The sequence below is a fragment of the Novosphingobium sp. Fuku2-ISO-50 genome (genome assembly GCF_001519055.1).
GTDB lineage: Bacteria > Pseudomonadota > Alphaproteobacteria > Sphingomonadales > Sphingomonadaceae > Novosphingobium.
In genome coordinates this window covers 168,341-193,197 of record NZ_KQ954290.1, presented here as the reverse complement: position 1 = coordinate 193,197, position 24,857 = coordinate 168,341, and the positions used below count along the sequence as shown (strand labels likewise).

Genomic DNA, 24,857 nt, shown 5'->3' with positions numbered 1-24,857 from the left:
GGTGAGCGAGGTCACTCTGACCTTTGCCGATGGGGCAGAGCACGTTCTGGCGGTGGAAGCCGGCCAGAACGTGCTCGACGCGGGGCTCGCTGCCGGCTTGCCCTTGCTGCACCAGTGCCGGTCGGGCAGCTGTTCAAGCTGTCTCGCCCGGCTCACTTCGGGCCATGCAGAGCATCGCGCGGGGGCAAGTTCGTCGCTGACCCCGTCGGAAAAGGCCGAAGGGCTTCGGCTGTTGTGCATGACCGAGGCGCAAGGGGGATGCAGCTTCAGCCTCGGCTATGACAGCAAGGTGGGCGAGACGAAGCCGGTCGTCGCGCAAAGCTTCGTCAATGCGGTCGAACGGGTCGCGGCCGATGTCGTGCGGCTGGAGCTCGAATTGGCGGAAGGGAGCTGGATGACCTTCCGCCCCGGCCAGTTCATCAATGTCACTGTGCCGGGCACCGACGTGGTGCGGTCCTATTCGATGGCAACGACGCCGGCCGACTTGCCCCGGATCGAGCTGTTCATTCGCCTCCTGCCCGGCGGGGTCATGTCCGACTGGCTGGAAAACCGCGCGGCGGTCGATGACGTGGTCACCATCGAAGGGCCGTTCGGCGCGTTTTTCCTCAAGGACAAGGTCAAGGCGCCGCATGTGATGATCGCCGGCGGCACCGGCCTGGCGCCGATGCTGTCGATGATCGACACCATTCGCGCGACGCCGGGCAAGAAGCCTCCGGTGCTGCTGTCGTTCGGGTGTCAGACGCCCGAGGGGCTGTTCGCGCTCGACCGGCTTGAATTGCGCGGCCACTGGCTGCCGGGGCTCGAAACCCGGCTCAGCGTCGATCGGGGCACATGCGAAAGCGCGCGTACCGGCAATCCGGTCGCCGCGATCACGGCCGATGACGCGCTGCCGCCCGACGCGGTCGCCTATCTGTGCGGCCCGCCCGGCATGATTGCGGCGGCGCGCGCGCATCTCGAAGCGCTGGGCCTTTCCAGCGAAAACATCTTTGCCGAGCATTTCACCGCCAGCGGCGCGTGACACTTTATGGCGCACCGGATGCAGGAGGTTTGGGTATGGGAGTGAACGCGCTGGCCTATGTCACATTCGACATGGCCGATCCCGCATATTGGCAGAGCCTTTATACGCGGGTTCTGGGGATGCAGTTGACCGAGCGCGCCGACGGCGCGATCGAGGTGCGCTGCGACGAGATGCACCATCGCATCACGCTCTATCCCACCGGCACCGACGCGCTGCGCTCGGTCGGCTGGCAATTGCCCGATGCCGAGGCGCTCGATGATCTCGTGGCCAAGCTGCGCGCGCGCGGGCTTGACGTGACCGAGGGCAGCGCGGAGCTCTGCGCAGAGCGGCGGGTCCATCGGCTCTATCGCTTTTTCGAACCGTTTCTTTCGGTCGAGACCGAGCTGATCGTCGGGCAGCACAGCGACCGCTATGCCTTTGTTCCGACGCGCGGCATCGCCGGCTATCGCACCGGGCCGCTGGGGCTGGGGCATGTGGTGTTTCACACCCACGACGTCGAAGGCGCGGTGACGTTCTATCGCGAAGTGATGGGCTTTGGCCTGTCGGACTACATGGGCTGGGCCGATGCGGCGGCAGTGTTTCTCCACTGCAACCCGCGCCATCACACGCTGGCGATCATGAACTTGTGCATGGGGCGCAAAAGCGGTCACTTCAACCATATCATGTTCGAAGCGCTCGATTATGACGACGTGGGCTATGCCTACGATGTCGCGCGCGACGACCGCCATCCGATGATCATGGATCTGGGCAAGCACACCAACGACCATGTCCATTCGTTCTATATCCGCACGCCGGGCGATTACGGCGTCGAATATGGCTGGGGCGGGCGACTGGTCGGGCCTGATTGGCAAGTCCGTTTCTATGATCAGCCGATGCTCTATGGCCACCGGATTCCGCGCTGATGACGCTTGACAGTATGGGGCTCGGGGCGGCGCGGATGATCGCGGCGGGCGATCTGACCGCAGAGGCGCTGATGCGCGCGCTTCTGGCGCGGATCGAGGCGCGCGACGATGCCGTTCGCGCATGGGCATACCTCGATCGCGATGCGGCGCTGGCGGCGGCGCGCGCCGCCGATGCATGGACGGGGCCCCGAGGGTCGCTCCATGGCGTGCCGGTCGGGATCAAGGATGTGATCGATGTGCGCGGCATGCCGACCGAATTCGGGTCGGAGGCGTTTCGCGGCCATTATCCCGAGGCGGACGCGGCGGTGACGGCGCGGCTGCGCGCGGCGGGCGCGATCATCATGGGCAAGCTCGTCACCGCCGAATTCGCGACGTATCGTCCGGGGCCGACACGCAATCCCGCCGATCCGGGCCACACCCCCGGCGGATCGTCGAGCGGGTCGGCGGCGGCCGTGGCCGATGGTCAGGTGCCGCTGTCGCTGGGCACGCAGACGGCGGGCTCGGTGATCCGCCCGGCGGCCTTTTGCGGCACGTTCGGTTTCAAGCCGAGCCATGGCCGCTATCCGGCGCAAGGGGTGATCGATACCGCGCACCGGCTCGACACCGTCGGCACGTTCGCGCGCGATGTCGCCGATCTCGCGCTGGCCGATGCCGTGCTGGCCGACGACGACAGCCAGGTGGAATCCGAAAATCGCCCGCTGGTGATCGGTGTCCTGCAAGACGGGATGTGGGCCCATGCCGCGATGCAGGCCACGGTGGAACGCTGGGCCGGCGAATTTGCCGATGCCGGGCATCTTGTTTTTGCCTGCAGACCGCCTGCCATTCTCGAAGATCTGGGCGAGGCGCAAAAGCTGATCCACCAGTATGAATGCGCGCGCCTGCTCGGCGCGATGCGACGCGAGCGCGCGGACGCGGTCAGCGCCAGGTTTCGCGACTTCATCGACGGTGGCCTGGCCATTGCGGACGAGGCCTATGCGATGGCCTGCGCGGTGCAGGACCGCGCGCGGGCGATGGAAGAAGAGATCTTCGGGGCCGCCGACCTGCTGCTCTGCGCCAGCGCGCCCGGACCTGCGCCGCGCGGGCTCGACAGCACCGGCGACCCGGTGTTTTGCCGCCCGTGGACTGCGCTCGGCACGCCCAGCCTCGGTTTTCCGGCGGGCGAGGAGGGCGGTCTGCCGCTCGGCCTGCAATTCAACGGACGGCGCGGCAGCGATCGCCGCACGCTGGCGCGCGCCGCGCGCCTGCTCGACCCCCCAGCTTGCCCCCCTACAGCCTGAGACGGAGCCTTTGCCCATGCCCGATACCCGCAAACTGCCGTTCTCGCCCGAGCAGCAGGCGCTCTACGAACGGGTCTGCGCCCGGCTTGATGCGGACCGGCTCAAGCAGTTGCTGTTCGATCTGACCGACATTCACAGCCCGACCGGCGCGACCCGCGCGGCGAGCGAATTCATTGCGGACCGGCTGGCGCAAGCGGGGTTGAACAGCGCCTACAAGCCGATGAGCCCGACGACCGGCAATGTGCTGGCCGAACGGCGCGGCAGCGGCGGCGGCGCCACGCTTTTGCTCTATGCCCCGATCGACACGCATCTGGAAGGCGACGACAGCGATTACCCCTGGGTTGGCCCCGATCGCACGGCAGACTTGCAGCCGCGCGCGCGCATGGTCGATGACTGGGTCTATGGCCTCGGCTCGTCAAACCCCAAGGCGATGGTTGCGACACTTGTCGAAATCGCGACGGCGGTGGTCGAAAGCGGGGTGGAACTGACCGGCGATCTCAACGTCGCGTTTGCCGATGGGGGCATGCCCGTCAACATTCCCGAGCGCGACAATGCGGGCATGTCGAACGGTGTGTTCCATTTGCTCAATCGCGGCATGGCGCCCGACTTTGCGATCATCATGAAGCCGTGGAACTGGGTCTATCACGAAGAGCCGGGGATGGGCTGGTTCAAGATTACGGTGAAGGGCACCCTGGGCTACGCCGGGGTGCCGCGCGGCCTGCCCGAATTTCGCAGCTCGGTGGTCCCTGCCGCGACTGTCATCACGGCGCTCGAAGCCTGGCTGATCGACTATGCCGACGCCAATACGTCGGGTCAGATCAAGCCTTATGGCTGGATCGGCGGGGTTCGCGGCGGCTGGGAAGGGCGCCCGGCGTTTCCGACGGCGGCGACCGAGATCTTTTTCGATGTGCGGATCAATCCGCGCACCTCGCCGGGCGAGGTCAAGGCGCAATTCGCCCGTTTCATCGCCGGGTTTTGCGCGGCCCATCCGGACATCGATCTCGATTGGGCGATGTATGGTTCGACGCCGGGCGGCACCACCGATCCCGACAACTGGATCATTCAGTCCGCGCAACGCGGGTGGGAACATATCGAAGGGCGCGACTATCCCGAGCCCGACCTGCTCGGCGGCCAGACCGATGGCGCGGCGCTGCGTCGGCTTGGCGTGCCGACCGCGCGGATGGGCTGGCCCTGGCCGGCAACGGGATCGCCTTTGCCGGTGGCCGAAGGGCTGGGCGGGATGGGCGCGACGTATGTGCCCGATCTGATGCCTTGCGCGCACAAGATCGCCTATGCGCTGATCGACACGCTGACCCGGCCGCGCGGCGACCTCGGCCTTTGAAAAAAAGGGGGCCGCATGGCCCCCTTTTTTTGGTTTCAGGAAAAGGGAAGGGGGCCTCGCAGCCCCCCTTTTTTTGTTTCAGGCGGTTTCTTCGGCGAGGAAGTTTTCGACCAGTTGGCGGAACCGGCGGGGATGTTCCATCATCGTCCAGTGGCCGCACTTGCTGATCACGTGAAGTTGTGAATTGGGCAGATAGCGGCTGAGATTCCACGACACGTCTGGCGGAACGACGCGATCGTCGCGGCCGTGGATGAGCAGGACTTCGTTGGCAATCGCCTGAAGATCGCCGATCGGCAGCGCCTGGGCATCGAGCCAGCGCTGATGCGGGCGCGGAAACACCCGTTCGAACATTTCCTGGGCACCTTCGCGCAACGTGGCGCGATAGCGCATTTCGATCAGCTCTTCGGTCACCAGCGCCTGATTGTAGGCCATCACGCTCATCGCTTCGCGCATCGCCGGGATCGACGGCTTGTAGGCCCACAGCGCGGCGAGTTCGGGCCCGACCTGGGCAGGCCAGCCGCCGGGGCCCATCAGCACCAGCCGCCCGGTGCGTTCGGGCGCACGCCGGGCCATCCACAGTGCCACCGCGCCGCCAAAGCTGTTGCCCACGATATGCGCGCGTTCGATTCCCAGCGCGTCGAGCGTGGCGAACATCTGGTCGACCCAACTGTCGAGAAAGCGGAAGGTGAAATCGTCGGGCGTTTCGGTGTAACCAAAGCCGACGAGATCGGGCACCACGACGCGATAGGTGCGCGCCAGTTCGGGCATCAGGCCGCGCCAATTGGCCCAGCCCGATACGCCCGCGCCCGATCCGTGCAACAGCATGACCGCTTCGCCCGAGCCGACGTCGTGGCAATTGGTGTTGTAGCCGCAAGTGGCCAGAAGGCGGCCGATTTCGGGATTGTCGTTCATCGTTTGCTCCATCCGGTGGCTCGTATTGCGGGCGCGCAAAGCCATTCCGTCCCGCGCGAGGGGCGCGGGCGGGGGGTGGTTCGGCGAAAGGAAGGCGTTCAGTACTGGGTGCTGAACGTCGCCGCGCTGCGCGCCATTTCTTCGTAAATGCCGGTCAGTACGCCGATCGTCTGGGTCATCTCGGCAATGCGTTCATCGATGTTGGCAATCGTGCTGATCGCCCGAAGCAACAGGTCGCTGCGAATATCGGCATAGCCCTGGGTGATCTGGTTGCCCTTTTCGGTCACCGTATAGGCAAACGTCTTGCCCGATTTCTCGCGCGATTTGACGATCAGGTTGGCCGCTTCGAGCTTGCGCAGGCTGTACTGGATATTGGCCACGTCATCGCGGTTCATCATCCGGGCGATCGTGACGCTGTTCTTGGGCCGGTCGTGCATGCGGATGACATGCAGGATCATGTGTTCGGAAAACTTGATGTCTTCGTCGATCAGCACCGAGCTGGATGTCGCCACCCACCGGGCAAACGCTTCGTGCAGGCGGATCAGTGCCCATTCGAATTCGGTGACGAGGAACTCGCTGTTGGTCTTTGCCAAATGCCAGTTCCGGTAATATTTCGATTCCATGGCTTGCCCTGATCCGCGTGAAGTGGTCGAGCCGCTGGCTACCACTTTATCGCTGTCGGGAGCAAAGGCATCTTGTGTGCGCAGCTCTTCGCGCGCCGTGTGAATGGCGATCACGCGTGCTGCGGCGGCCCCGCCGGATGTGCGCGGACCCGGACTCGACTTGGTAGGCAAACCGGCATTCCTCCAGCAAAACGTTCGGGCAGCAAAGGCTCGGGCGCAATGGGCTCGGGTGAGCGTTCAACGCCGTTTCGCTGTGCGGTAGGCTGGCTCCGCGATGCTGGCAAATCCCGGCCTTACCCGCTTATCACAATCTGATAACTGCCAGTCTCGGCAAAAAGAATGATGATTTTGAGGGTTTTATTTGCCGACGTGGATCGTCGAAAGCATGCTGGCGATGCCGAAGACCTTGAGCAGCCAGATCAGCACCGCAATCGTGATCACCCCGTTGAGGATCGATTTGATCTTGCCATCCATCGGGATCAGCGTGTTGATCAGCCACAGGATGGCCCCGACCGCGATCAGGGTGATGATGATGTTGAGAAGCGTCATGCGGGCAAACTCCTGCCATTGATTTTGAAAAAGCGGCGTTCCGCGTGATTGGGCCCGGATTACATGCGCCCGGTCAAAAGCAGGACGACGACAATGATCAGCACGATGCCGATCACGCTGATCCCGCCATGGCCATAGCCGTAGCCATAGCCGCCAATGCGACCGCTGAAGCCGCCGAGCAGCAGGATGATGAGGACGATGACGAGAAGAAGGCCAAGCGACATGGTGGTTTCCTTGTGAAAGACCCGGACAGGATCGGCAATCGGCGCTGCGGTCGATCACCCTTGCCCGCTGCGCCACTGGCGACTGTGCGAAGCACGGTCTGTGCGCATGATCAGCCTCCCCGAAAAAAGGGCGCCTGACCGTGGGGAGTGCACAGTCAGGCGCCACGGGGGGTAAGAATGCCTATAATGCGGCGCAAACGCGGCAACAGGCTCGGAATCTACCCATTTTCTTGCGCATTCATGGGTTCGGCGTCCAGCAAGGCGATCCCCGCGGCAACGATTTCGGCGTCTGACAGGTGCGCAATATCGACACGCTCGGTCGCGACGATCCGCGTGGCAAGGGCAGGATGACGGCGCTTGCAATAGTCGACGAGATAGGCCCCCGCGCTGCTGCGCCCTTTGCCGTCGCTTAATACGACAATGCGATGGGCCGGTTCCAGATCGATGGCGATCCGTTCGTACCAGGCGTCTTCTTCTTCGGCATGGCCGCCGTCATGGTCGTCGTTTCCCTGGCGATGCTCGAGCTTGCGCCGCGAACCATCGGCGTCTTCGGGCGAGAGGACGCGCGGGGCAAATTGATCGACGTCGTCGTCGCGCAATCCGAACAGGCGTGCGTGCTGATGGTCGATCAACACGATACAGGGTCGGTTGCCCCCTTCATCAGCCGCATCAAGCGGCGGATGGCTTTCGGGCGAAAACCCGGCCTTGGTCAGAAAGGCGCGCAAATCGCGCAATTCTTCGCCCTGCACATCGTGCCCGTGCGGCCGTTTGAGAGTGATCCGATCCGCCCCGATGGCGACTTCAAGAGCGCCGTCGTGCCGTTCGGTCACTGTGCCGACATGATTGAGCAGGGACACGACATCGTGCCATTCGACATTGTGGGATGCCGGATGGCGAAACAGTCCGGCGAGCGCCTTGCGATGGTGTCCGTTCAGATGGATGCTGGTCATGGCAATGTGATCTCCGTCGCCGTTTTTGCCGGTCTGGCAGGCCCCTCCCGCAAGACATCGGGCGGGGCGCAGCGGCCAGATCGCTTTGCTCTGCACCCGGAAATCGCCGTTCGACAGGATCGGAAACTACCCATTCAGCCGCTGTGCCGGGGGCATCATCACCCGAAGGGCAAGTCAACGCGTAGATTCCGAGGCTTTCACACATTCGAGGACGTCATAAAGTTTGATTTTCGAGAGCTTTTGCGAAAGCTTCACTCTGCGAAGGGATTATTCGATGACGCGCAAAGCAGGTAAGTCAGCCTTGGTCATTGGCTTGATCACGGCCACCTTTGGCCTGTCGGCATGTCACGATGGCCGTCCCGACCGGGACGACCGTCGTCCACGGGGGGATCATCACATGGGCGATCACGATCAGGATCACCACGACCAACAGCACAATCGCCAGGATTGAACATGATGCGCAATTATGTGCTCGTCGCGGCCGTATTGGCTGCGGCACTTCCGATTTCGCCGGCCGTGGCCAGGCAGATGAACGGCTATACGGTTCGTTCGACGACGATGTACGCCGGACCTGAATCCGATTACCCTGCCCTACAGCGATTGCGCAGGAACAGCGGCGTGGTCGTCTATGGCTGCCTGAGCGATTGGAGCTGGTGCGATGCCAGCAATCGCTATGATCGTGGCTGGATCGCCGGGCGAGATATTGTCGTCAACTATCAAGGGCGCAGGCGCAGTATCATGCCCTCGATGGGGATCGGCATCCTGTCGTTCGTGTTCGGCAGCTATTGGGACAGCCATTATCGCAGCAGGCCGTTCTATGCCGAGCGGCCGCGTTGGGAACAGCAATACAACACCGGCCATCAACCGCAGTGGGGCTCAAACCGGGGCGCGCCATCGGTAATGCCGCAGCGCGCTCAGCCAGGCGCGGGAGCGCAACATGGCGGGACGCAGCATCGACAGGTCGTTCCGCAACGCCAGGTCGCTCCGCAACGTCAGGCCCCGGTTCATGTAAACCCCGGCAACGGTCATGCGTCTGGTCAGCAGGGCGGCGGTCATGCGGGGAACCCGCAGGGCCAGCCAGGCCATGGTCAAAAACCGGGCGGCCAAAGACCGGGGAATTGATGCCCTGACCGGCAGGCGAGCCCCGTCGACGCATAACCAAGGAATGGTGCATGAAAATTTCAAATCTATTGGGCGTGACGGCCATGGTTGTCATGGGATTGGGCCTGTCCAGCCCGGCTGAGGCGCGCCATCATCGGCATCATTACCGCCATGCCCAGTCGGGCCACGGGCATTGCCTGCGTTTCAACAAGACCACCGGGACCGTCGCGGGCGCGGTCGGCGGCGGCGTGCTCGGCAATGTGATTCTCGGCGGCACGGGCGGTACGCTGGTCGGCGCGGCGGCCGGCGGTGTCGCCGGGCACGAGCTTGCCCACAACAGGCGCAAGCGCTGCAATTGATGGCGCGATGGAATGCTCGATACCCGTTCGGAACCGTTTCGGCGCCCGAGCGGGCTGGCTGCCGGTTCGGGCTGATCGCCTTGCCGGGCGTGCTGGCTGTTTCCGCATGTGCGGCGGGCCCGGATTATCATGCCCCGACGCCGGTCGCGCTGGGGGTTCCGCCGCGCTATTCGGTGCCGACGGATCAATCCGCGAGCGATCCATCGCACAGGGGCAGCGATCCGCTGTGGTGGAACAGCTTTGGCGATGCGGAGCTTTCCCGGCTGGAGAGCGAAGGGCTGAAATCCAATCTGGACATTGCGGTGGTGCTGTCGCGTTTGCGGCAATCGCGCGAAGCCCTGATACAGGCCCGCAGCGCGATGGTGCCGACGCTTTCCGCATCCTGGGGCTATAACCGTAGCCAGGCCATTGCCGGCACCACCGCGTCGGGAAACAGCCTGTCGCTTGCTGCCGATGCCTCGTATCAGGTCGACATCTTTGGCGGGCGGGGGCGCAGCATCGAGGCCGCGCGCGCCGATGCCGAGGCCGGCGGCTTCGATTGAAGTGCTGACCCAGTTTCTGGTCGAGGCGATCGTGCTGTCGTGCCTTGGCGGGGTCATCGGCATCGTGCTGGCGCAACTGCTGGTGCTGGCGCAACTGCTGGTGCTGGTGCTTGCGCCGTTTATGCAGGTCGATTGGCTGTTCGTGCCGCGGATCAACATCATCGCGTTTCTGATCGCAGCGGCGATCGGGGTGGTGTTCGGCTATTTCCCCGCGCGCCGGGCAGCGGGTCTGAACCCGATCGATGCTCTGCGCTACGAATAGAGTACGGCCATGCCCGCCGGGGCAATGCACTGAGGGCGAGCCCTTGCCCTCCTCGTCACCTGTGATAAGGCTCCATGTAACAAAAACATGGACATGCTGGTCGCGATGATGTCCTCCCGGCTTGGGCGCCTGATCCCCCGTGGCCTGTTTCTGCTGGCCTATTTCCTGAGCATGGTTCTCGGGCTCGTGTTGTCGCGTTTCGATCGCGGCGTGGCGGTGGTGTGGTTCGCCGGTGCAGTGCTGTTCGTACAGTTTGTGCTGTCGCCACGGCGTCGTTGGCTGGGCTTGATCCTGGGGGCGGTGCCCTGTGGAGCGCTGGCCATTGCGTGCTTCGGGCTTGGCGCGGCAGTGGCTCTGCCGCTGGCGGTGATCGGTGTGATCGAGGCCTGGGGCGCGGCCTTTGTCGTCAAACGGGTCTATCCGCGTTTCGGGCGACTGCAATCGATCGACGAAGTGGTGCGCTTTCTGGGCGTCGCCGGTTTGCTGTTGCCCGCCGCAAGCGGCGTGCCTGCGGCCTGGTTCGTTCACTTTGCCACCGGCTTGCCTTATGATCAGGCCTGGCGCGACTGGTTTGCCGCGCACGCGCTGGGATTTATCGCCTTTTCGCCGCCGCTGTTGCTCGCGCGGCAGGGGGAGGCGATCAAATGGATGCGATCGGCATCGCCGGATCAAAAGCGCGAAGCGGCCATCCTGCTGGGTATCGTGGCGCTGGTCACGACGATCACGTTTGGGCAAAAGGTCTTTCCGCTGGTGCTTTTGCCGGTGATCGCGATGGTTGCCGCGACGTTGCGCCTTGGCCGCTTCGGCGCCATGGCCTCGGTGATGATTCTGATCGCGATCGGGCTGGTCGGGACGTCTGCGGGCTATGGGCCGACGACCTTTGTTCATGTCGGCACGTGGTTGCGATTCGAGGTTTTGCAGGGGTATTTCGCCTCTGTCGTCGTGCTTCTCCTGCCGCTTTCGGCGGAGCTTGCGGCGCGTCGGCGCCTGCTTGAGCGGGTGCAGGCGGCCGAGGCGCTGCACAGACTGATCATCGAGCGGTCGAGCGATGTCATCATGCGCGTGAAAGTCGACGGGAAAGTCATTTTCGCGTCGCCTTCCGTGGCGCGGCTGTGGGGCTATCTGCCCGAAGATGTCGTCGGGCGTTCGGTTTTCGAGATCATCCATCCCCGCGATGCGCCGCGAGTGCGGGCCAGTCGCCACGCGGTCATGGAGTCGAAGGACGCGGTGGCGGTGATCGAGTATCGCACGCTATGCCGGGACGGTCGTGAGCTGTGGGTCGAAGGCAGCACACGCGCGGTACTCGATCACCTGGGGCGGGTCAGCGGTACGCTCACCATCATCCGCGACATTTCCGAACGACACGCGATGGTCGATACGCTTGCCCGTCAGGCGATGACCGATCCGCTGACCGGCCTCGCCAATCGCCGTGCCTTTGATCAGGATCTCGCGCGCGGTCTTGCCACCGGTCAGTCGGGCTGTCTGGCTTTGTTCGATCTGGATCATTTCAAGCGGATCAACGACCTTTATGGCCATACGACGGGCGATCGCGTGATTCAGGTGTTTGCCGAGGTCTTGCGTCAATCCGTGCGAGGCGGGGACAATGCCGTCAGGCTCGGCGGCGAGGAATTCGCCGTCTTGCTGTTCGGCGCCAGGATCGCCGATGCCCGGCAGATCTGCGAACGGATCCTGCAGCGCTTTGCAGCCCGTGAGAATCACCCTTCGGTCGACACGGTGCTTCGGGCAACGGTCAGCGCGGGTCTTGCCCCGTTTGAGCCGGGTACCAGTCCCGAGGCGGTGATGACGGCGGCGGATACCGCGCTCTATCACGCCAAGAACAGCGGTCGAAACCGCCTGGCCGTGGCCGCCTGAACGGCCAACTGGACGCGGGCCCGGCGAATCCCTATATACCGCTCGGTATGGAAAGCGAGATTTGCTCCGACGAGGCCGTAGAGCCGACGGTACCAGAGGTGACGGTACCAGAGATGATGGGCGCCCCACGTGGTCGTCCGCGCCAGTTCTGCGCCGAAACGGCGTTGGCGGCCGCGTTGCAGGTGTTCTGGAAACGCGGTTACGAAGGCGCCTCGATGGCCGAGCTGACCGAGGCGATGGGGATTACCAAGCCCAGCCTCTATGCGTGCTTCGGCAACAAGGAATCGTTGTTTTGCAAGGCGCTCGATCTCTATGAACGGGACAAACTGGCCTATGTCCGCAGCGCGCTCGAAGCGCCGACGGCCAAAGCCGTGGCCGAGCGGTTCCTGCGCGGCGCGCTAGCCTTGCAAAGCGGGGCCAGCGATCCGCGCGGCTGCTTCGGGGTGATCAGCGCGGTCGCCTGCGCCAACTTTGCCGAGTCGATTCGCGCGGAAGTCATGGCGCGGCGAGTCTCGTCCGATCGGGCGATCATCGAGCGCTTTCATCGCGCCAGGACAGAGGGCGACTTTCCCGAGAGTGTGACGCCCGAAGCGCTGGCCGCTTATCTCTCGGCAGTGATGCAGGGCATGAGCGTGCAGGCCGGTTCCGGTGCGAGCCCGCAAGAGCTGGAACAACTGGTGCAGACGACGCTGGCGCTGTGGCCGGGGCGTTGAGCGCGCCCGCCACATCCCCGCCTTATCATAGATTACCGAACGGTACAGAAATTGGTTGACGCCGATGCTGTCGCATTCTATACCGCTTGGTACTGAATGCGTAGAGGCCTTTGGCTTCCCCCCCAACCAAAGTGCAACCAACCGGACGTGATCAATCCCAGCGTTCCGGGGCTTCTGCGCCATTTGGCAGTCCGGTGACAGGCATGGCCTGCGCCGGAAGCGGCTTGGCGCCTGTCGTGTCCCTGTTGTGGAGCGCGGGCGTTTCAGGCTGAAACCGGCACTCGTCCGGCGGCGCCTTGCCCCCCACTCGCGGGGCGCCGCCGGACGGGGCCGGTCCATCCGGGAAGAGGGCTGGACCGCATATACCCGACCGTTCCCGCCGGAGCGGCTGCGGCCCGGTGTGCCATGCGGCGCGGCGGGCGCCTTGCCGCGACTTCCTGCCGCCGCGCATTGCTGCCGATTGCCCTCTGCTGCCCGCCCGATTCTGAATTTCCGGAGTTCATCCTGATGGATATGCAAACCACCATCGATACTGGCATCGAAACTGGCATCGATACCGCGCAATCGCGTGCAGGCCACACGCATGCGGATCTGTCCGCGCGCCCGATGAAACGCCGGTCCACGCGCCAACTGGCGATCGGCGCAATCGCGCTCGTTCTCGTCGGCGGGCTGGGCTGGGCCACCGTGCTTCGTCCCCCGGCCAAGGCTGCGATCGTGCCCGAAGTGACGCTGGGGGTGGCTGCTCCGCTGGTCGCACCGGTGGTCGAATGGGACGATTTCGTCGGCCGTTTCGCACCGAGCCAGTCGGTGGAGGTGCGTCCGCGCGTCGCCGGGCAAGTCACGGCGCTCCATTTCCACGACGGCGACGTGGTGCGCAAAGGGCAGCTCTTGTTCACTATCGATCAACGCCCCTATCGTGCGGCGCTGGCCGAAGCAGAGGCCAATGTCGCCGCCGCGCGCAGTGCGCTGGCGCTGGCCCGATCCGACTATGCCCGCGCCGCGCGCCTGTCGGGCGATGAAGCGGTTTCGGCGGGCGAAGTCGACGGCTTGCGCGCCCGATTGCAATCGGCACAGGCCAGTCTTGACGCCGCCGAGGCGCGGGCGCGGCAACGCGGGCTCGACATGGAATTTACCCAGGTTCGCGCGCCGATCACCGGGCGGATTTCCGACCGCAAGGTCGATGTCGGCAATCTTGTCGCGGCGGGCGAGGGCGCCAATGCCACGCTGCTGACCACGATCAACGCGCTCGACCCGATCTATTTCGACTTCGATTCCTCCGAAGCGCTGTTCCTCAAGGCGCAACGCGACAAGACCGCGAAAGGCGCGCCGCCGCAAGTCGAGATCAGGTTGCAGGACGAGGCGGGCTATGCCTGGCATGGGCGGCTCGATTTTACCGACAACGGGCTCGATCCGCATTCGGGCACGATCCGGGGCCGCGCGGTCCTTGCCAATCCGAACTTGTTCCTCACGCCCGGCCTGTTCGGCAATATGCGCCTGTCGGGCGGCGGGACGGTCAATGCGCTGCTCGTGCCCGATGAAGCGATCCAGTCGGATCAGGCGCGCAAGACCGTGCTGGTGGTCGGCGCCGATGGGACGGTGGTCGCAAGGCCCGTCGAACTGGGGCCGGTGGTGCGCGGCTTGCGCGTGATCCGGAGCGGGCTGCAACGCACGGACCGGGTGGTGGTGACCAATCTTCAGGCGGCGATGCCGGGGGCGAAAGTGCAGACCCGCCCGGCTCCGTTCGCGGCTCGATCCGATGATATGGCATCCGGCAGCAGCGCGCCTGCCGCCGCGCAGGCCACGCTCGCCCGCTGATTTCGACGTTTTTTTCGCATTCGGCGCCGGGCGCGGTTGGGCCTGGTGGCGGACGCGCGCGCCTGCTCCTTTTTTCGGGACAAATCCCCATGCGTCTATCCCGCTTTTTCATCGACCGCCCGATTTTCGCCGGTGTGATCGCCGTGATCATTTCGGTTGTCGGTGCACTCGCCTTTTTCGGCCTGCCCGTCTCGCAATATCCCGACATCGTGCCGCCGACCGTCACGGTCAGCGCGCAATATCCCGGCGCCTCGGCCGAAACCGTGGCCAACACGGTGGCCGCGCCGATCGAGCAGGAAATCAACGGCGTTGACAACATGCTCTATATGAGCAGCCAGTCGACCGGCGACGGCGCCGTCAAGATCACCATCACGTTCAAGATCGGCACCAATCTCGATACCGCGCAAGTGCTGGTGCAAAACCGGGTGGCCGTGGCGGTGCCGCGCCTGCCCGAAGAAGTGCAGCGGATGGGCGTGGTGACCCGCAAGACCTCGCCCGACTTTCTGATGGTGGTCAATCTGCAGTCGCCCGATGGCAGCCTCAGCCGCGATTACCTGTCGAACTATGCGCTGACCCAGGTGAAAGACCGGCTGGCGCGGCTCGACGGGGTCGGCGATGTGCAGCTGTTTGGCGCGCGCGACTATGCCATGCGCATCTGGATCGATCCGGGCCGTGCGGCGGCGCTCAATCTGACGGCGGGCGAAGTCGTCGCCGCGTTGCGGTCGCAGAATGTGCAGGTATCCTCGGGCGCGCTGGGCGCGCCGCCGGTGGCCAAAGGCGATGCCTTTCAGCTTGGCGTCGAAATGCAGGGCCGCCTGACCACGCCCGACCAGTTTGCCGACATCGTCATCCGCACCGACGCCCAGGGGCATCAGGTGCGCGTGCGCGATGTCGCGCGGGTCGAACTCGGCGCGCAGGATTACGGCACCAACACCTATCTGTCGAACAAGCCCACCGTGGTCATCGCGGTGATGCAGCGCCCCGGCTCGAACGCGCTGGCGGCGGCGGACCGGATCAAGGCGGAGATGGACACCATTTCGAAAACGTTCCCGCGCGGCATGGGCTATTCGGTGATCTACAACCCCACCGAATTCATCGGTCAGTCGATCGATGCGGTCTATCACACGCTGGCCGAGGCGATGGTGCTGGTCGTGCTGGTGATCCTCGTCTTTCTGCAGAACTGGCGCGCGGCGCTGATCCCGATTGTCGCCATCCCGGTCTCGTTGCTGGGCGCGGCGGCGGTGCTGCTCGCGCTCGGCTTTTCGCTCAATGCGCTGTCGCTGTTCGGCATGGTTCTGGCGATCGGGATCGTCGTCGATGATGCGATCGTCGTGGTCGAAAATGTCGAGCGCAATATCGGCCTTGGCCAAAGCCCGTTGCAGGCCGCGCGCACCTCGATGGACGAAGTGGCGGGCGCGCTGGTCGCCATCGTGCTGGTCTTGTGCGCGGTGTTCGTGCCGACGCTGTTCATCAGCGGGATGTCGGGCGCGTTCTACAAGCAGTTTGCCGTGACGATCGCGAGCGCGACGGTGATTTCGCTGGTGCTCAGCCTGACGCTGTCGCCTGCCGCCGCCGCGCTGTTGCTGCGGCCGCATGCGGTATCGGATCATTCCGGGGATCACCCCGGCGTCCTGTCACGCGCGGGCGCGGCATTCAATGGCTGGTTTGACCGGTTGAGCGATGGCTATGCCGACCTGACCCGGCGCCTGCTGTCTGCGCCGCGCCGCATGCTGGCGGCTTATGCGGGATTGATCGCGGCGACCCTTGCGCTGTTCTGGGTGACGCCTTCGGGCTTTATCCCGGCGCAGGATCAGGGCTATTTCCTGGCCGTTGTGCAATTGCCTTCGGGCGCCTCGCTCGAACGCACCGATGCCGTCACGCGCGATGTCGCCGCGCGCATCCTGCCGATCAAGGGGCTGCGCGGCGCGGTGATGTTCGCCGGGTTTCATGGGCCTTCGCAGACCGCCGCGCCCAATTCGGCGGCGATCTATTTCCCGTTCAAGACGTTTGACGAACGCCGCGCGTTGGGCGCGACCTATCAGGGGATCATGGATCAGGCGAAGCAGGCGGTCGCCGGATACGACAAGGCGCGTATCCTGATCGTGCCGCCGCCGGTCATTCAGGGGATCGGCGCGGCGGGCGGCTATCGCTTCATGCTGCAGGATCGCGAAGGGCGCGGCTATGACGCCTTGAACCAGCAGGCCGGGGCGCTGATCGCCAAGGCCAATGCACAGCCCGGATTGCATCAGGTCTATACCCTGTTCGATATCGGCACGCCGCGCGTCTATGCCGATGTCGACCGGCGCAAGGCGGATTTGCTCGGCGTTCCGCCCGAGCGCGTGTTCGAGGCGATGCAGGTCTATCTGGGATCGGCGTTCGTCAACGATTTCAATCTGCTCGGGCGGACATACCGGGTCACCGCCCAGGCCGATCAGGCGCATCGCGAAACCGTCGCCGACATCGCCAATCTCAAGACCCGGTCGAACACCGGGCAGATGGTGCCGCTCGGCTCGGTGGCGACATTTCGCGACAAGACCGGGCCCTATCGCGTCGTGCGCTACAATCTGCAACCGGCGGTCGAAATCGATGGCGATACCGCGCCCGGCCATTCCACCGGGCAGTCGCTGACCACGATCGAAAAGCTGGCGGGCGAAACCCTGGCCCCCGGCTACGGCGGGGAATGGACCGACATCGCCTATCAGCAAAGCCATGCCGGCAATACGGCGGGCGTGGTGTTTGCCATGGCGGTGCTGTTCGTCTTCCTCGTGCTGGCCGCGCAATATGAAAGCCTCGCGCTGCCGCTGGCGATCATCCTGATCGTGCCGATGTGCCTGTTTGCCGCGATGCTGGGGGTCAATCTGCGGGGGATGGACAACAATATCCTGACCCAGATCGGCCTGATCGTGCTGATCGCGCTGGCGGCGAAAAACGCCATTCTCGTCGTCGAATTTGCGCGGGCCGCCGAGGACGAGCTGGGGATGAGCCCGGTCGAAGCCGCGATCCATGCCGCGCGCACGCGCTTGCGCCCGATCCTGATGACCAGCCTCGCCTTTATTCTCGGCACTGTGCCGCTGGTCATGGCGAGCGGGGCAGGGGCGGAGCTGCGCCAGGCGCTGGGTACGGCGGTGTTCTACGGAATGACCGGGGTCACCGGCTTCGGCCTGCTGTTCACGCCCACTTTCTATGTCTTGTGCCGCCGGATGGCCGACGCGTTGCACCGCCGCGCGCGCCGTCCGGTGCTGATGCCCGCGCAATAGGATGCCGATCATGAACCGACACATCGTCTATCTGCTACTGGCGCTCAGCCTGCTGAGTGGCTGCGCGGCAGGACCGAATTACCAGCCCCCGCAGCTTTCCGTTTCGGCCGGGGCGCCGTTCCTTGGCGCGGACAGCCCCGGGGTCACTCGCGAAGCGGCAGTCGACCGCTGGTGGGAACTCTATGACGACCCGGTGCTGACCCGCGTGGTCGAGGATGCGCTGGCCGCCAACACCGACATCCGGCTTGCCGCTGCGCGTGTCGACCATGCCCGCGCGCTGTTGCGCAATGCCCGGTCAGAGCGATTGCCGACAACCGGCCTTGCCGCGTCGGCGCAGCGCGAGCGGTTTTCCGCCGCGCAATTGACGCCGGGCACGGCGCGCGAGGCCTGGGTCTATGATGGCGGGCTGACACTGTCTTACGAGGTCGATCTGTTTGGCCGGGTCAGCCGGGGGATCGAGGCGGCGCGCGGCGATGCCGGGGCGGCGGACGCCGATGCCGACGCCGTGCGCGTTGCGGTCGTGGCCGATACCGTGCGCGCCTATCTTGACCTGACCACCAGCGCGGAACGGCTGAAAGTCGCGGTCGATACGGTGGCCCTGCTCGATCGATCGGTGCGCATTACCGGCGCGCGTGCAGACGTGGGCCGGTCCGACCGGCTCGATCTGATCCGCGTTACCGCGCTGCGCGATCAACAGGCGGCCGCCATCCCGCAGATCATGGCCGATCGCCGGGCCGCGCTGCTGCGGCTTGCCACGCTGACCGGGCGCACGCCGCAGGACATGCCGACGGACCTCGGCGAACGCAGCGTCACGCCGCATCCCGCCCGGCCCATACCGGTCGGCGATGGTGCCGCCTTGATCGCCCGCCGCCCCGATGTGCGCGCGGCGGAGCGGCGCCTGGCCGCCGATACCGCGCGCATCGGCGTGGCCACCGCAGAGCTCTATCCGCACATCACGCTCGGCGCGTCGGGCGGGGCGACTGCGCTGGGCGGCATGGACGTGTTTGGCGCGGATTCCTCGCGCTGGGCGCTGGGGCCGCTGATCAGCTGGACGTTCCCCAATACCGGCGCCGTTCGCGCGCGCATTGCCGCCGCTCGCGCCGACGGCGCGGCCTCGCTGGCGCAATTCGACGGGACGGTGCTGACCGCGCTCGAAGAAACCGAGCGCGCGCTTTCGAGCTATGCCCGGCTGCGCGAACGCATCGACACGCTGGAGCGCGCGCGCGACGAAGCCCAGCGTGCCGCGCGCATCACGCTGGCCCGGCAACGCGAAGGCCGGATCGATTTCCTGACTGTGCTCGATGCGCAGCGCACGCTGGCCGCCGCCGAAAGTGATCTCGTCGCCGCGCGCCGCGACGCCGCCTTTGCGCAAGTCGATGTGTTTCGCGCGCTGGGCGGCGGCTGGGCGCGCGGCTAACCTGCGCAGTCGTGCGCCGGATCGTCGGCGTGACCTTGATCGGCGTCGCGGCCATAGACGTCGGGCAGGAACGCGAGCGTGCCGTCGGCGTGCGTGGTTGCGGTGAAATAGGTGACATAGACGGGCAGTCGCGCGGCGAGGTCGACGGTCGTCGTGCGGCTCGTGGCGAGGATCGCCTTGATCGCATCGGCAGAAGCGGTGCCCTGCATCAGCGTTGTGGCAAAGCCCAGCGCATCGCCGACCCGCACGCAACCATGGCTGAAGGCGCGAACATCGCGGGCGAACAGCTTTTTTTCGGGCGTATCGTGGAGATAGACGTTGAACGGGTTGGGCATCACCAGTTTCATCTGACCCAGCGCATTGGCCGGGCCCGGCCGCTGGCGATAGCGCCCGGCGGTGTGCACATAGCCGCGTTGGCGCGCCAGCGCCGGGTGGCGCCGCATCAGCCCGATGATGCTTTCGCGCGCAATATCGGCGGGCACGTCCCACCAGGGGTTGAAAGTGACCCCGGTGACTTCGGCGGAAAAAACCGGCGTCGGCGATTTCGGCTTGCCGACGACGACCGGCCAGGTGCCGACCCGATGCCCCTGCCGCCACAAGCTGACTTCAAAGGCGGCGGTGTTGACCTCGATATGATCGGGGGCCAGCGATCGCGGCATCCAGCGCCACCGTTCCATGTTGAGCGCCAGCGTCGCACGGCGGGCGGGATCGCGTTCCGAGGCATAAGCTGTGCGCAATACCGCATAATCGGGCGATTGCGGCCGCGCCCCTGCAAAAAAGCGATCAAGCGCGGTGCTGCCGCCGGATCCGGCAAGGACAGCGCCGAGCTGCGCCGCGATGTCGATGCGCGCGTCGGTGTCGACCAGGTGCCAGTCCTGGCCCTGAGTGGGAGTGGTCGCGCCGCGCAAATGGATGCGCGCCAGCGCCAGCGCGAGGCGGGTCGCGGCCTGATCGATTGCCGCATGATCGGGCCCGGCCAACGCCTGATCGAGGTCATGCGTGGGCAAAACCGGCAAGGCGTCTTCGGGCGCTGCGGCGACCCAATGTTTCAGCGTGGTGATTTCGGCGGGTGTCCAGCCCGGTTGCGGCGGGGCCGTGTTGCCGCTGCACACCCCAAGCGCCAGCGCGAGAACCAGCCATCGTTTCATCGTGTCATGCATCCAAAAAATATGTCCGAAGTTTGACCCAGGTATTTGCAAACCCGGCCTGCGATACCCACATTGGAGGTATAAGATTTTGGGAATCGCACAAAATGAAATTTAGCAGGCGCAATCTTTTGGGCGTCGTTGTTGCCGGATCGGCAGGGCTGGTTGTGCCGCGGGCATTCGCCACGGTGAAAACCGGCGAAAAGCCTGCCCTGCTGGCACGTGCGATGGCTGCGCTCAAGGTTCATGGATCGTCGATACCGTATCATGACGTGATCGGTCTCGTCGATTTTTCGGCTCCTTCGCGCGAGCCGCGCTTTCAGATCGTCGATGTCGGCAATGGCCGGGTCGTGGCGAGCATGCTCGTCGCGCATGGCCGGGGGTCGGATCCGGCGAACAGCGGCTGGGTCGAACGGTTGTCGAACCGTCCCGGCTCCAATGCATCGTGTCAGGGCAGTTTCCTGACCAGCGAGACGTATTCGGGAAAGCACGGCCGGTCGCGCCGGCTGCACGGGCTCGATGCCGAAAACAGCTTGGCCGAAAGCCGGGCGATCGTGATCCACGCCGCGAGCTATGTCGACCGCGGCATGGCCAGGGCGCACGGCCGGGTCGGGCGCAGCGAGGGCTGTTTCGCGGTGTCGCATGACGACATCGGCCAGCTTCTCGCGCGGCTGGGCACCGGTCGCCTGTTGTTCGCTTCGAAATAGGGACGGCGGCGCGGGCAGCTCGTCATGCGCTGCTCAAAGTCCGTCGGGCAGCTTTGAGCGCATCATGGCCTTGCGGTCGATCGTGCGCCCGTCGACGATGAACGTGCCGTCGCCAACGGCATGGATCAGCCGTTGTTCCTTGCGCGCGCTGTCGAACCAGGCGGCGACGCCTTCGAGCACGATGATATTGTGCCGTTCGATCAGATCGACGACGCGGCATTCGATATTGGCGAGGCATTCCTTGATCAGCGGCGCTCGGACCCTTTCCCCCTTCGCACGGGTCAGGCCGAATTTCGCAAACTTGTCGGTATCGCATCCCGAACAGGTGCCGATGCCGACCGCCGTATCGATCAGGTCGACAGTGGGGATCGACAGCACGCATTCGCGCGTCTCGCACAGCGCGGCAAAGGAATGGTTCCACGGCCCGGTCGTGATCGCAAAACTGGCCGCGAAATCCAGCACCATCGACCATGTCAGGGTCATCACATTGTCTTTGCGGCCATCGTTCGTCGTGACGAGAATCACCGGTCCCGGTTCGATCAACGTGAAGGCCTTGGTCAGGGGCAGACTTTCCATGGGCGTTTCCATCCTGCGAGGGGCCCCCATGGCATAGCACCCTTGCGCGCCAAGCGGGCCTCGTTTCCGGCGCGCAGATGTCATTCGGCGGTGCCGAGAGCGACAGGGGACGAGAGCGACAGGGCATAGTCAGCCCGCAGAAAAGCCGCCCCAAGTCGGGAGCGGCCTTGCTGTGGGTATCAAGGGTGGTTCGCGATCAGCAATAGCCGCCTCTGGTGTAATAGACATAGCGGTGAAGGCGATGGCTCCAGCGCCAATGACGGTGATGACGGCAATAATAGGGATGACCTGCATAATAGCCGAGCACCGCGCCGAACGCGAACCCTGCGCCGCCGTCTCCGCGACCATAGCCACCGTGCCCGCCGCCATAGCCGCCGCCGTGACCTCCGCCCTGGCCGCCGCCATGCGGGTTGCCGCCCCCGCCCTGATGAGCGCCACCCTGATGACCGCCACCTTGATGGCCCCCGCCGCCCTGATGGCCGCCGCCTTGATGCTGTTGGCCGGCGTGCTGCGCGATGGCGACGGATGCGGGCAATGCCGCGCCCACCATGCCCAATACGGCCATGGTAATGGTTAGAGCTTTCATGCGCATCGAAAATTCCTCAATTGGCGCCAGCCGGAGACCTTTGAACAGGTCCGCTCGGCGGCTGATCGCGCAAGGCTGCGTAACAGACTTCATAGAAACCGGCGCGAGGGCTCGGCAGCGTCGGAATCTACCCAGTCCGGCGCGGAATTTCGCGGTTGGCGGTGGTTATCCACTTGGGATCTTCTCCTTCGTCGATCCACGGCCTAACCTAGTGGTCCGATTCTGACATTTGCACCCGCTCTCGGCTAGGTAGTGTGCAAATGTCAGAATCTTTTCGGACCACTAGAAACATTTGATTCTAGTGGATTTTCCGTTTTTGACATTTGCGACCGTGCTATCCGGATGGCGGGATGCAAATGTCAAAAACAATCCACTGGGGCTTCGATTGACGGCCTTGCGGCGCCCCCGGGAAGATAGATGACACTCGAACAGCTGAGGATTTTCGTCGCGGTGGCCGAGCGCGAGCATGTCACGCGCGCCGCCGAGATGCTCAATGTCACCCAGTCGGCGGCAAGCGGGGCGATCGCGTCGCTCGAAGCGCGCCACGACATCAAGCTGTTTCACCGGGTGGGGCGCGGGATCGAATTGACCGATGCGGGCCAGATGTTCCTTCACGAAGCGCGCGCGGTGCTGGCGCGGGCGGCCAGCGCGGAACTGGCCCTGTCGGAATATGGCGGGCTGAAGCGCGGCAATCTGCGTCTTGTCGCCAGCCAGACGATCGCCGGATACTGGTTGCCGGAAAGGCTTGCCGCGTTTCACGCGCGCTATCCCCAGATCGAGCTGTCGGTCGCGCTGGCCAATACCGAAGGCGCGGCGCGTTGCGTTCTCGATGGCGAGGCCGAGCTTGGTTTCATCGAAGGGAGCATCGACGAGCCGGGGCTGGCCCACTGGAAGATCGGCACCGACCGCATGCTGCTGGTGGGCCGGGCGCCCGCCGATGCGATCACCAATGCCTGGATCAGAGAGGCGCCGTGGGTCATGCGTGAGCGCGGCTCGGGCACCCGGTCCACGTTCGAGGATGCCGTGCGGGCCCGCGACATCGATCCGCGCGATCTCAATGTCGTGCTGACCTTGCCGTCCAACGAGGCGGTGCTTGCCGCTGTCCGGGCGGGGGTGGGCCATGCCGTGCTCTCGCATCTGGTCGTCGCCCCGGCGATCGAGGCGCGCGCGCTGTTTGCCTTGCCGTTCGATCTTGCCGAGCGGCCGTTCTTTGGCCTGCGCCAGAAAGAGCGCTACCGCAGCAAGGCCGCCGATGCGCTGCTGGATGTGATCAAGAGCTTTGGCGGGCCGTTCGATTGGATCATTTGATCTCTATATAAGATCAAAGTGATATATTTTGATCGTAATTGGTGAACGATTGGGCGTGGCCTGACATGCGGCGCGCGTACCCGTGCGAATGCCGGAAATACTGAAAATTCAGAAGGGCTGCTGATGTGAGCGCCCCGGTCATGCGCGGGGCGGGGGTATCCATCAATCCGCAAAATGGATTGAAATGATCGATATTGCCCGTTGGATTGATCAAATCGGCGCGCCCATTGCTCATGGCAAGAGGACCAAGCCATGACAACCCGGACCAACCCGCCGCATTCAAACCGCGTTTCGCGCCTCGCCCCCGGCGTGATCCTTTGCGTCGCCGTGACGGGGGCCGCATTCGCGCTTCAGCAAGGCGAACAGATGCTGTTCGGCCGCGCCTGGCTCGAAGCGCTGGTTCTGGCGATCGTGGCGGGCACGACGCTGCGCAGCCTGTGGACGCCTGATGCGCGCTGGTTTCCCGGTATCGGTTTCAGTGCCAAATTCCTGCTCGAGCTGGCGGTCGTCCTGCTGGGGGCGTCGATCAGCGCGGCCACGATCGTCGCGGCTGGGCCGTGGTTGCTGATCGGCATCGCCGGAACGGTCGCTGCGGCCATTGTCAGCAGTTTTGCCATTGGAAAGCTGTTGCGGCTGCCCACGCGCATGGCCTTGCTGATTGCCTGCGGCAATTCGATCTGTGGCAATTCCGCGATTGCGGCGGTCGCTCCGGTGATCGGCGCCGATGGCGAGGATGTCGCCGCCTCGATCGGCTTTACCGCCGTGCTCGGCGTCGTGGTCGTGCTCGGCCTGCCGCTGGTCGGCGCGGGGCTGCACATGAGCGGGCTGCAATATGGCGCGTTGGCCGGATTGACCGTCTATGCGGTGCCGCAAGTCATTGCTGCGGCGGCGCCGATCGGGCCGGTTGCGGTCCAGATGGGAACGCTGGTCAAACTGGTTCGCGTGCTGATGCTCGGCCCGGTCTGCGTGGTCTTGTCGCTGACGTCGACCGGTCTGCGCGAGGAAGCCGACGAATTGCCCCCGCATGTCACCACCGGCGAGCGCCCGGTGCCGGGGCGCCCGCCGCTGCATCATCTGGTGCCCTGGTTCATCATCGGATTTCTCGGGCTCGCCGGACTGCGTTCGCTGGATATGATCCCCCATGCCGCATTGGCCCCGATGGGGACTGCGGCGACGCTGCTGACCGTGGTTTCGATGGCCGCGCTGGGGCTTGGCGTGGATGTGCGCACCGTTGCCCAGGCAGGCGGCAGGGTGACCACGGCGGTCGTGCTGTCGCTGGCCGTGCTGGGGGCGATCAGCCTGACGCTGATCCATCTGCTGCACATCGGGTGACCGCTGCGGGAAGGGCCACAACGGGGTCTTTGCCGGTCGGGAGAGAGAGCCCGTGGTCATCCGACGGT

Annotated in this window: 25 protein-coding genes and 1 pseudogene; 17 read left to right on the top strand and 9 right to left on the bottom strand. The window is 64.9% G+C overall.

Annotation, left to right across the window (positions count from 1 at the left end; translation table 11 throughout):
- Position 1 precedes the first annotated feature (1 nt).
- The 4 genes from AQZ50_RS10380 to AQZ50_RS10365 are packed head-to-tail and all read left to right on the top strand — an operon-like array spanning position 2 to position 4,539.
- A complete protein-coding gene (locus AQZ50_RS10380) occupies positions 2-1,018 on the top strand; it encodes an FAD-binding oxidoreductase (protein ID WP_197412458.1) in 1,017 nt (338 codons plus the stop codon).
- Between the two features lie 35 nt (positions 1,019-1,053).
- Positions 1,054-1,920 carry a VOC family protein gene (locus tag AQZ50_RS10375; RefSeq protein ID WP_082703567.1) on the top strand — a complete coding sequence of 289 codons (867 nt, stop codon included), beginning with the start codon at positions 1,054-1,056 and terminating at the stop codon, positions 1,918-1,920.
- Positions 1,920-3,197 (top strand): amidase, encoded by a 1,278-nt coding sequence (locus AQZ50_RS10370; protein ID WP_067746173.1) that lies wholly within the window; start codon positions 1,920-1,922, stop codon positions 3,195-3,197. The genes AQZ50_RS10375 and AQZ50_RS10370 overlap by 1 nt, the downstream gene beginning before the upstream one ends.
- A gap of 16 nt (positions 3,198-3,213) precedes the next feature.
- Positions 3,214-4,539 carry a M20 family metallopeptidase gene (locus tag AQZ50_RS10365; RefSeq protein ID WP_067746171.1) on the top strand — a complete coding sequence of 442 codons (1,326 nt, stop codon included), beginning with the start codon at positions 3,214-3,216 and terminating at the stop codon, positions 4,537-4,539.
- Positions 4,540-4,617: 78 nt separating this feature from the next.
- On the opposite strand, the gene AQZ50_RS10360 is transcribed toward AQZ50_RS10365, so the two are convergent.
- The 5 genes from AQZ50_RS10360 to AQZ50_RS10345 all read right to left on the bottom strand — a co-directional run bounded on the left by AQZ50_RS10360 (position 4,618) and on the right by AQZ50_RS10345 (position 7,797).
- On the bottom strand, positions 4,618-5,451 hold the full coding sequence (locus AQZ50_RS10360) for an alpha/beta fold hydrolase (RefSeq protein WP_231730221.1): 834 nt from the start codon (positions 5,449-5,451) through the stop codon (positions 4,618-4,620).
- A 98-nt stretch (positions 5,452-5,549) separates the two neighbouring features.
- Complete coding sequence (locus AQZ50_RS10355) at positions 5,550-6,245, bottom strand: winged helix DNA-binding protein (protein ID WP_231730220.1); 696 nt, start codon at positions 6,243-6,245, stop codon at positions 5,550-5,552.
- 186 nt (positions 6,246-6,431) lie between these two features.
- Entirely contained in the window at positions 6,432-6,623 is a 192-nt protein-coding gene (locus AQZ50_RS10350; RefSeq protein ID WP_067746167.1) for a Thivi_2564 family membrane protein, read from the bottom strand.
- A gap of 59 nt (positions 6,624-6,682) precedes the next feature.
- Positions 6,683-6,847 (bottom strand): DUF3309 family protein, encoded by a 165-nt coding sequence (locus AQZ50_RS20060; protein WP_082703566.1) that lies wholly within the window; start codon positions 6,845-6,847, stop codon positions 6,683-6,685.
- Positions 6,848-7,065: 218 nt separating this feature from the next.
- A complete protein-coding gene (locus tag AQZ50_RS10345; protein ID WP_156427308.1) occupies positions 7,066-7,797 on the bottom strand; it encodes a hypothetical protein in 732 nt (243 codons plus the stop codon).
- 274 nt (positions 7,798-8,071) lie between these two features.
- On the opposite strand from AQZ50_RS10345, the gene AQZ50_RS20435 reads away from it, so the two are divergent.
- The 10 genes and pseudogenes from AQZ50_RS20435 (at position 8,072) to AQZ50_RS10300 (ending at position 19,135) form a co-directional block, all read left to right on the top strand.
- Positions 8,072-8,248 carry a hypothetical protein gene (locus tag AQZ50_RS20435; protein ID WP_156427307.1) on the top strand — a complete coding sequence of 59 codons (177 nt, stop codon included), beginning with the start codon at positions 8,072-8,074 and terminating at the stop codon, positions 8,246-8,248.
- A complete protein-coding gene (locus tag AQZ50_RS10340; RefSeq protein ID WP_156427306.1) occupies positions 8,245-8,919 on the top strand; it encodes an SH3 domain-containing protein in 675 nt (224 codons plus the stop codon). The genes AQZ50_RS20435 and AQZ50_RS10340 overlap by 4 nt, the downstream gene beginning before the upstream one ends.
- Positions 8,920-8,969: 50 nt before the next feature.
- Positions 8,970-9,257: a glycine zipper 2TM domain-containing protein gene (locus tag AQZ50_RS21185; protein WP_156427305.1), complete on the top strand. Its 288-nt coding sequence runs from the start codon at positions 8,970-8,972 to the stop codon at positions 9,255-9,257.
- Positions 9,257-9,799, top strand: coding sequence for an outer membrane factor lipoprotein domain-containing protein (locus AQZ50_RS10330; RefSeq protein ID WP_067746159.1), 543 nt, complete (start codon positions 9,257-9,259; stop codon positions 9,797-9,799). The genes AQZ50_RS21185 and AQZ50_RS10330 overlap by 1 nt, the downstream gene beginning before the upstream one ends.
- A pseudogene (locus AQZ50_RS10325) lies at positions 9,786-10,061 on the top strand (ABC transporter permease); the annotation flags it as partial. The gene AQZ50_RS10330 and the pseudogene AQZ50_RS10325, both read left to right, overlap by 14 nt.
- 87 nt (positions 10,062-10,148) lie before the next feature.
- Complete coding sequence (locus tag AQZ50_RS10320) at positions 10,149-11,933, top strand: GGDEF domain-containing protein (protein WP_156427304.1); 1,785 nt, start codon at positions 10,149-10,151, stop codon at positions 11,931-11,933.
- Positions 11,934-12,049: 116 nt separating this feature from the next.
- A complete protein-coding gene (locus AQZ50_RS10315; RefSeq protein ID WP_231730219.1) occupies positions 12,050-12,646 on the top strand; it encodes a TetR/AcrR family transcriptional regulator in 597 nt (198 codons plus the stop codon).
- Between the two features lie 513 nt (positions 12,647-13,159).
- A complete protein-coding gene (locus AQZ50_RS10310) occupies positions 13,160-14,461 on the top strand; it encodes an efflux RND transporter periplasmic adaptor subunit (RefSeq protein WP_369801408.1) in 1,302 nt (433 codons plus the stop codon).
- A gap of 89 nt (positions 14,462-14,550) precedes the next feature.
- On the top strand, positions 14,551-17,718 hold the full coding sequence (locus AQZ50_RS10305; RefSeq protein WP_067746155.1) for an efflux RND transporter permease subunit: 3,168 nt from the start codon (positions 14,551-14,553) through the stop codon (positions 17,716-17,718).
- A 10-nt stretch (positions 17,719-17,728) separates the two neighbouring features.
- Positions 17,729-19,135: an efflux transporter outer membrane subunit gene (locus AQZ50_RS10300; RefSeq protein ID WP_067746270.1), complete on the top strand. Its 1,407-nt coding sequence runs from the start codon at positions 17,729-17,731 to the stop codon at positions 19,133-19,135.
- On the opposite strand, the gene AQZ50_RS10295 is transcribed toward AQZ50_RS10300, so the two are convergent.
- Entirely contained in the window at positions 19,132-20,283 is a 1,152-nt protein-coding gene (locus tag AQZ50_RS10295; protein WP_067746266.1) for a L,D-transpeptidase family protein, read from the bottom strand. The genes AQZ50_RS10300 and AQZ50_RS10295 overlap by 4 nt on opposite strands.
- A 104-nt stretch (positions 20,284-20,387) precedes the next feature.
- Between AQZ50_RS10295 and AQZ50_RS10290 the strand changes: the two genes are divergently transcribed.
- Entirely contained in the window at positions 20,388-20,987 is a 600-nt protein-coding gene (locus AQZ50_RS10290) for a murein L,D-transpeptidase catalytic domain family protein (RefSeq protein WP_082703564.1), read from the top strand.
- Between the two features lie 33 nt (positions 20,988-21,020).
- Here the strand turns inward: AQZ50_RS10290 and AQZ50_RS10285 are convergent, their stop codons facing one another.
- A complete protein-coding gene (locus AQZ50_RS10285) occupies positions 21,021-21,563 on the bottom strand; it encodes a flavin reductase family protein (RefSeq protein WP_067746153.1) in 543 nt (180 codons plus the stop codon).
- Between the two features lie 196 nt (positions 21,564-21,759).
- Positions 21,760-22,149, bottom strand: coding sequence for a hypothetical protein (locus tag AQZ50_RS10280; protein WP_156427303.1), 390 nt, complete (start codon positions 22,147-22,149; stop codon positions 21,760-21,762).
- Between the two features lie 417 nt (positions 22,150-22,566).
- Here AQZ50_RS10280 and AQZ50_RS10275 point away from each other — a divergent pair, with 417 nt between their 5' ends.
- Complete coding sequence (locus tag AQZ50_RS10275; protein WP_067746149.1) at positions 22,567-23,457, top strand: LysR substrate-binding domain-containing protein; 891 nt, start codon at positions 22,567-22,569, stop codon at positions 23,455-23,457.
- A 13-nt stretch (positions 23,458-23,470) separates the two neighbouring features.
- On the opposite strand, the gene AQZ50_RS10270 is transcribed toward AQZ50_RS10275, so the two are convergent.
- On the bottom strand, positions 23,471-23,692 hold the full coding sequence (locus AQZ50_RS10270) for a hypothetical protein (protein WP_067746148.1): 222 nt from the start codon (positions 23,690-23,692) through the stop codon (positions 23,471-23,473).
- A gap of 17 nt (positions 23,693-23,709) precedes the next feature.
- Between AQZ50_RS10270 and AQZ50_RS10265 the strand changes: the two genes are divergently transcribed.
- The gene (locus tag AQZ50_RS10265; protein WP_082703563.1) at positions 23,710-24,789 is read left to right on the top strand and encodes a YeiH family protein; all 1,080 of its coding nucleotides are present in this window, start codon (positions 23,710-23,712) and stop codon (positions 24,787-24,789) included.
- The last annotated feature ends 68 nt before the right edge of the window (positions 24,790-24,857 follow it).

Excerpts from the sequence above, each read along its gene's own strand:
- AQZ50_RS10375 (WP_082703567.1), top strand. The coding sequence starts at position 1,054 with ATGGGAGTGAACGCGCTGGCCTATGTCACATTCGACATGGCCGATCCC.
- AQZ50_RS10370 (WP_067746173.1), top strand. The coding sequence starts at position 1,920 with ATGACGCTTGACAGTATGGGGCTCGGGGCGGCGCGGATGATCGCGGCG.
- AQZ50_RS10365 (WP_067746171.1), top strand. The coding sequence starts at position 3,214 with ATGCCCGATACCCGCAAACTGCCGTTCTCGCCCGAGCAGCAGGCGCTC.
- AQZ50_RS10360 (WP_231730221.1), bottom strand. The coding sequence starts at position 5,451 with ATGAACGACAATCCCGAAATCGGCCGCCTTCTGGCCACTTGCGGCTAC.
- AQZ50_RS10350 (WP_067746167.1), bottom strand. The coding sequence starts at position 6,623 with ATGACGCTTCTCAACATCATCATCACCCTGATCGCGGTCGGGGCCATC.
- AQZ50_RS20060 (WP_082703566.1), bottom strand. The coding sequence starts at position 6,847 with ATGTCGCTTGGCCTTCTTCTCGTCATCGTCCTCATCATCCTGCTGCTC.
- AQZ50_RS10345 (WP_156427308.1), bottom strand. The coding sequence starts at position 7,797 with ATGACCAGCATCCATCTGAACGGACACCATCGCAAGGCGCTCGCCGGA.
- AQZ50_RS20435 (WP_156427307.1), top strand. The coding sequence starts at position 8,072 with ATGACGCGCAAAGCAGGTAAGTCAGCCTTGGTCATTGGCTTGATCACG.
- AQZ50_RS21185 (WP_156427305.1), top strand. The coding sequence starts at position 8,970 with ATGAAAATTTCAAATCTATTGGGCGTGACGGCCATGGTTGTCATGGGA.
- AQZ50_RS10330 (WP_067746159.1), top strand. The coding sequence starts at position 9,257 with ATGGCGCGATGGAATGCTCGATACCCGTTCGGAACCGTTTCGGCGCCC.
- AQZ50_RS10320 (WP_156427304.1), top strand. The coding sequence starts at position 10,149 with ATGGACATGCTGGTCGCGATGATGTCCTCCCGGCTTGGGCGCCTGATC.
- AQZ50_RS10315 (WP_231730219.1), top strand. The coding sequence starts at position 12,050 with ATGGGCGCCCCACGTGGTCGTCCGCGCCAGTTCTGCGCCGAAACGGCG.
- AQZ50_RS10310 (WP_369801408.1), top strand. The coding sequence starts at position 13,160 with ATGCAAACCACCATCGATACTGGCATCGAAACTGGCATCGATACCGCG.
- AQZ50_RS10305 (WP_067746155.1), top strand. The coding sequence starts at position 14,551 with ATGCGTCTATCCCGCTTTTTCATCGACCGCCCGATTTTCGCCGGTGTG.
- AQZ50_RS10300 (WP_067746270.1), top strand. The coding sequence starts at position 17,729 with ATGAACCGACACATCGTCTATCTGCTACTGGCGCTCAGCCTGCTGAGT.
- AQZ50_RS10295 (WP_067746266.1), bottom strand. The coding sequence starts at position 20,283 with ATGAAACGATGGCTGGTTCTCGCGCTGGCGCTTGGGGTGTGCAGCGGC.
- AQZ50_RS10290 (WP_082703564.1), top strand. The coding sequence starts at position 20,388 with ATGAAATTTAGCAGGCGCAATCTTTTGGGCGTCGTTGTTGCCGGATCG.
- AQZ50_RS10285 (WP_067746153.1), bottom strand. The coding sequence starts at position 21,563 with ATGGAAAGTCTGCCCCTGACCAAGGCCTTCACGTTGATCGAACCGGGA.
- AQZ50_RS10280 (WP_156427303.1), bottom strand. The coding sequence starts at position 22,149 with ATGAAAGCTCTAACCATTACCATGGCCGTATTGGGCATGGTGGGCGCG.
- AQZ50_RS10275 (WP_067746149.1), top strand. The coding sequence starts at position 22,567 with ATGACACTCGAACAGCTGAGGATTTTCGTCGCGGTGGCCGAGCGCGAG.
- AQZ50_RS10270 (WP_067746148.1), bottom strand. The coding sequence starts at position 23,692 with ATGAGCAATGGGCGCGCCGATTTGATCAATCCAACGGGCAATATCGAT.
- AQZ50_RS10265 (WP_082703563.1), top strand. The coding sequence starts at position 23,710 with ATGACAACCCGGACCAACCCGCCGCATTCAAACCGCGTTTCGCGCCTC.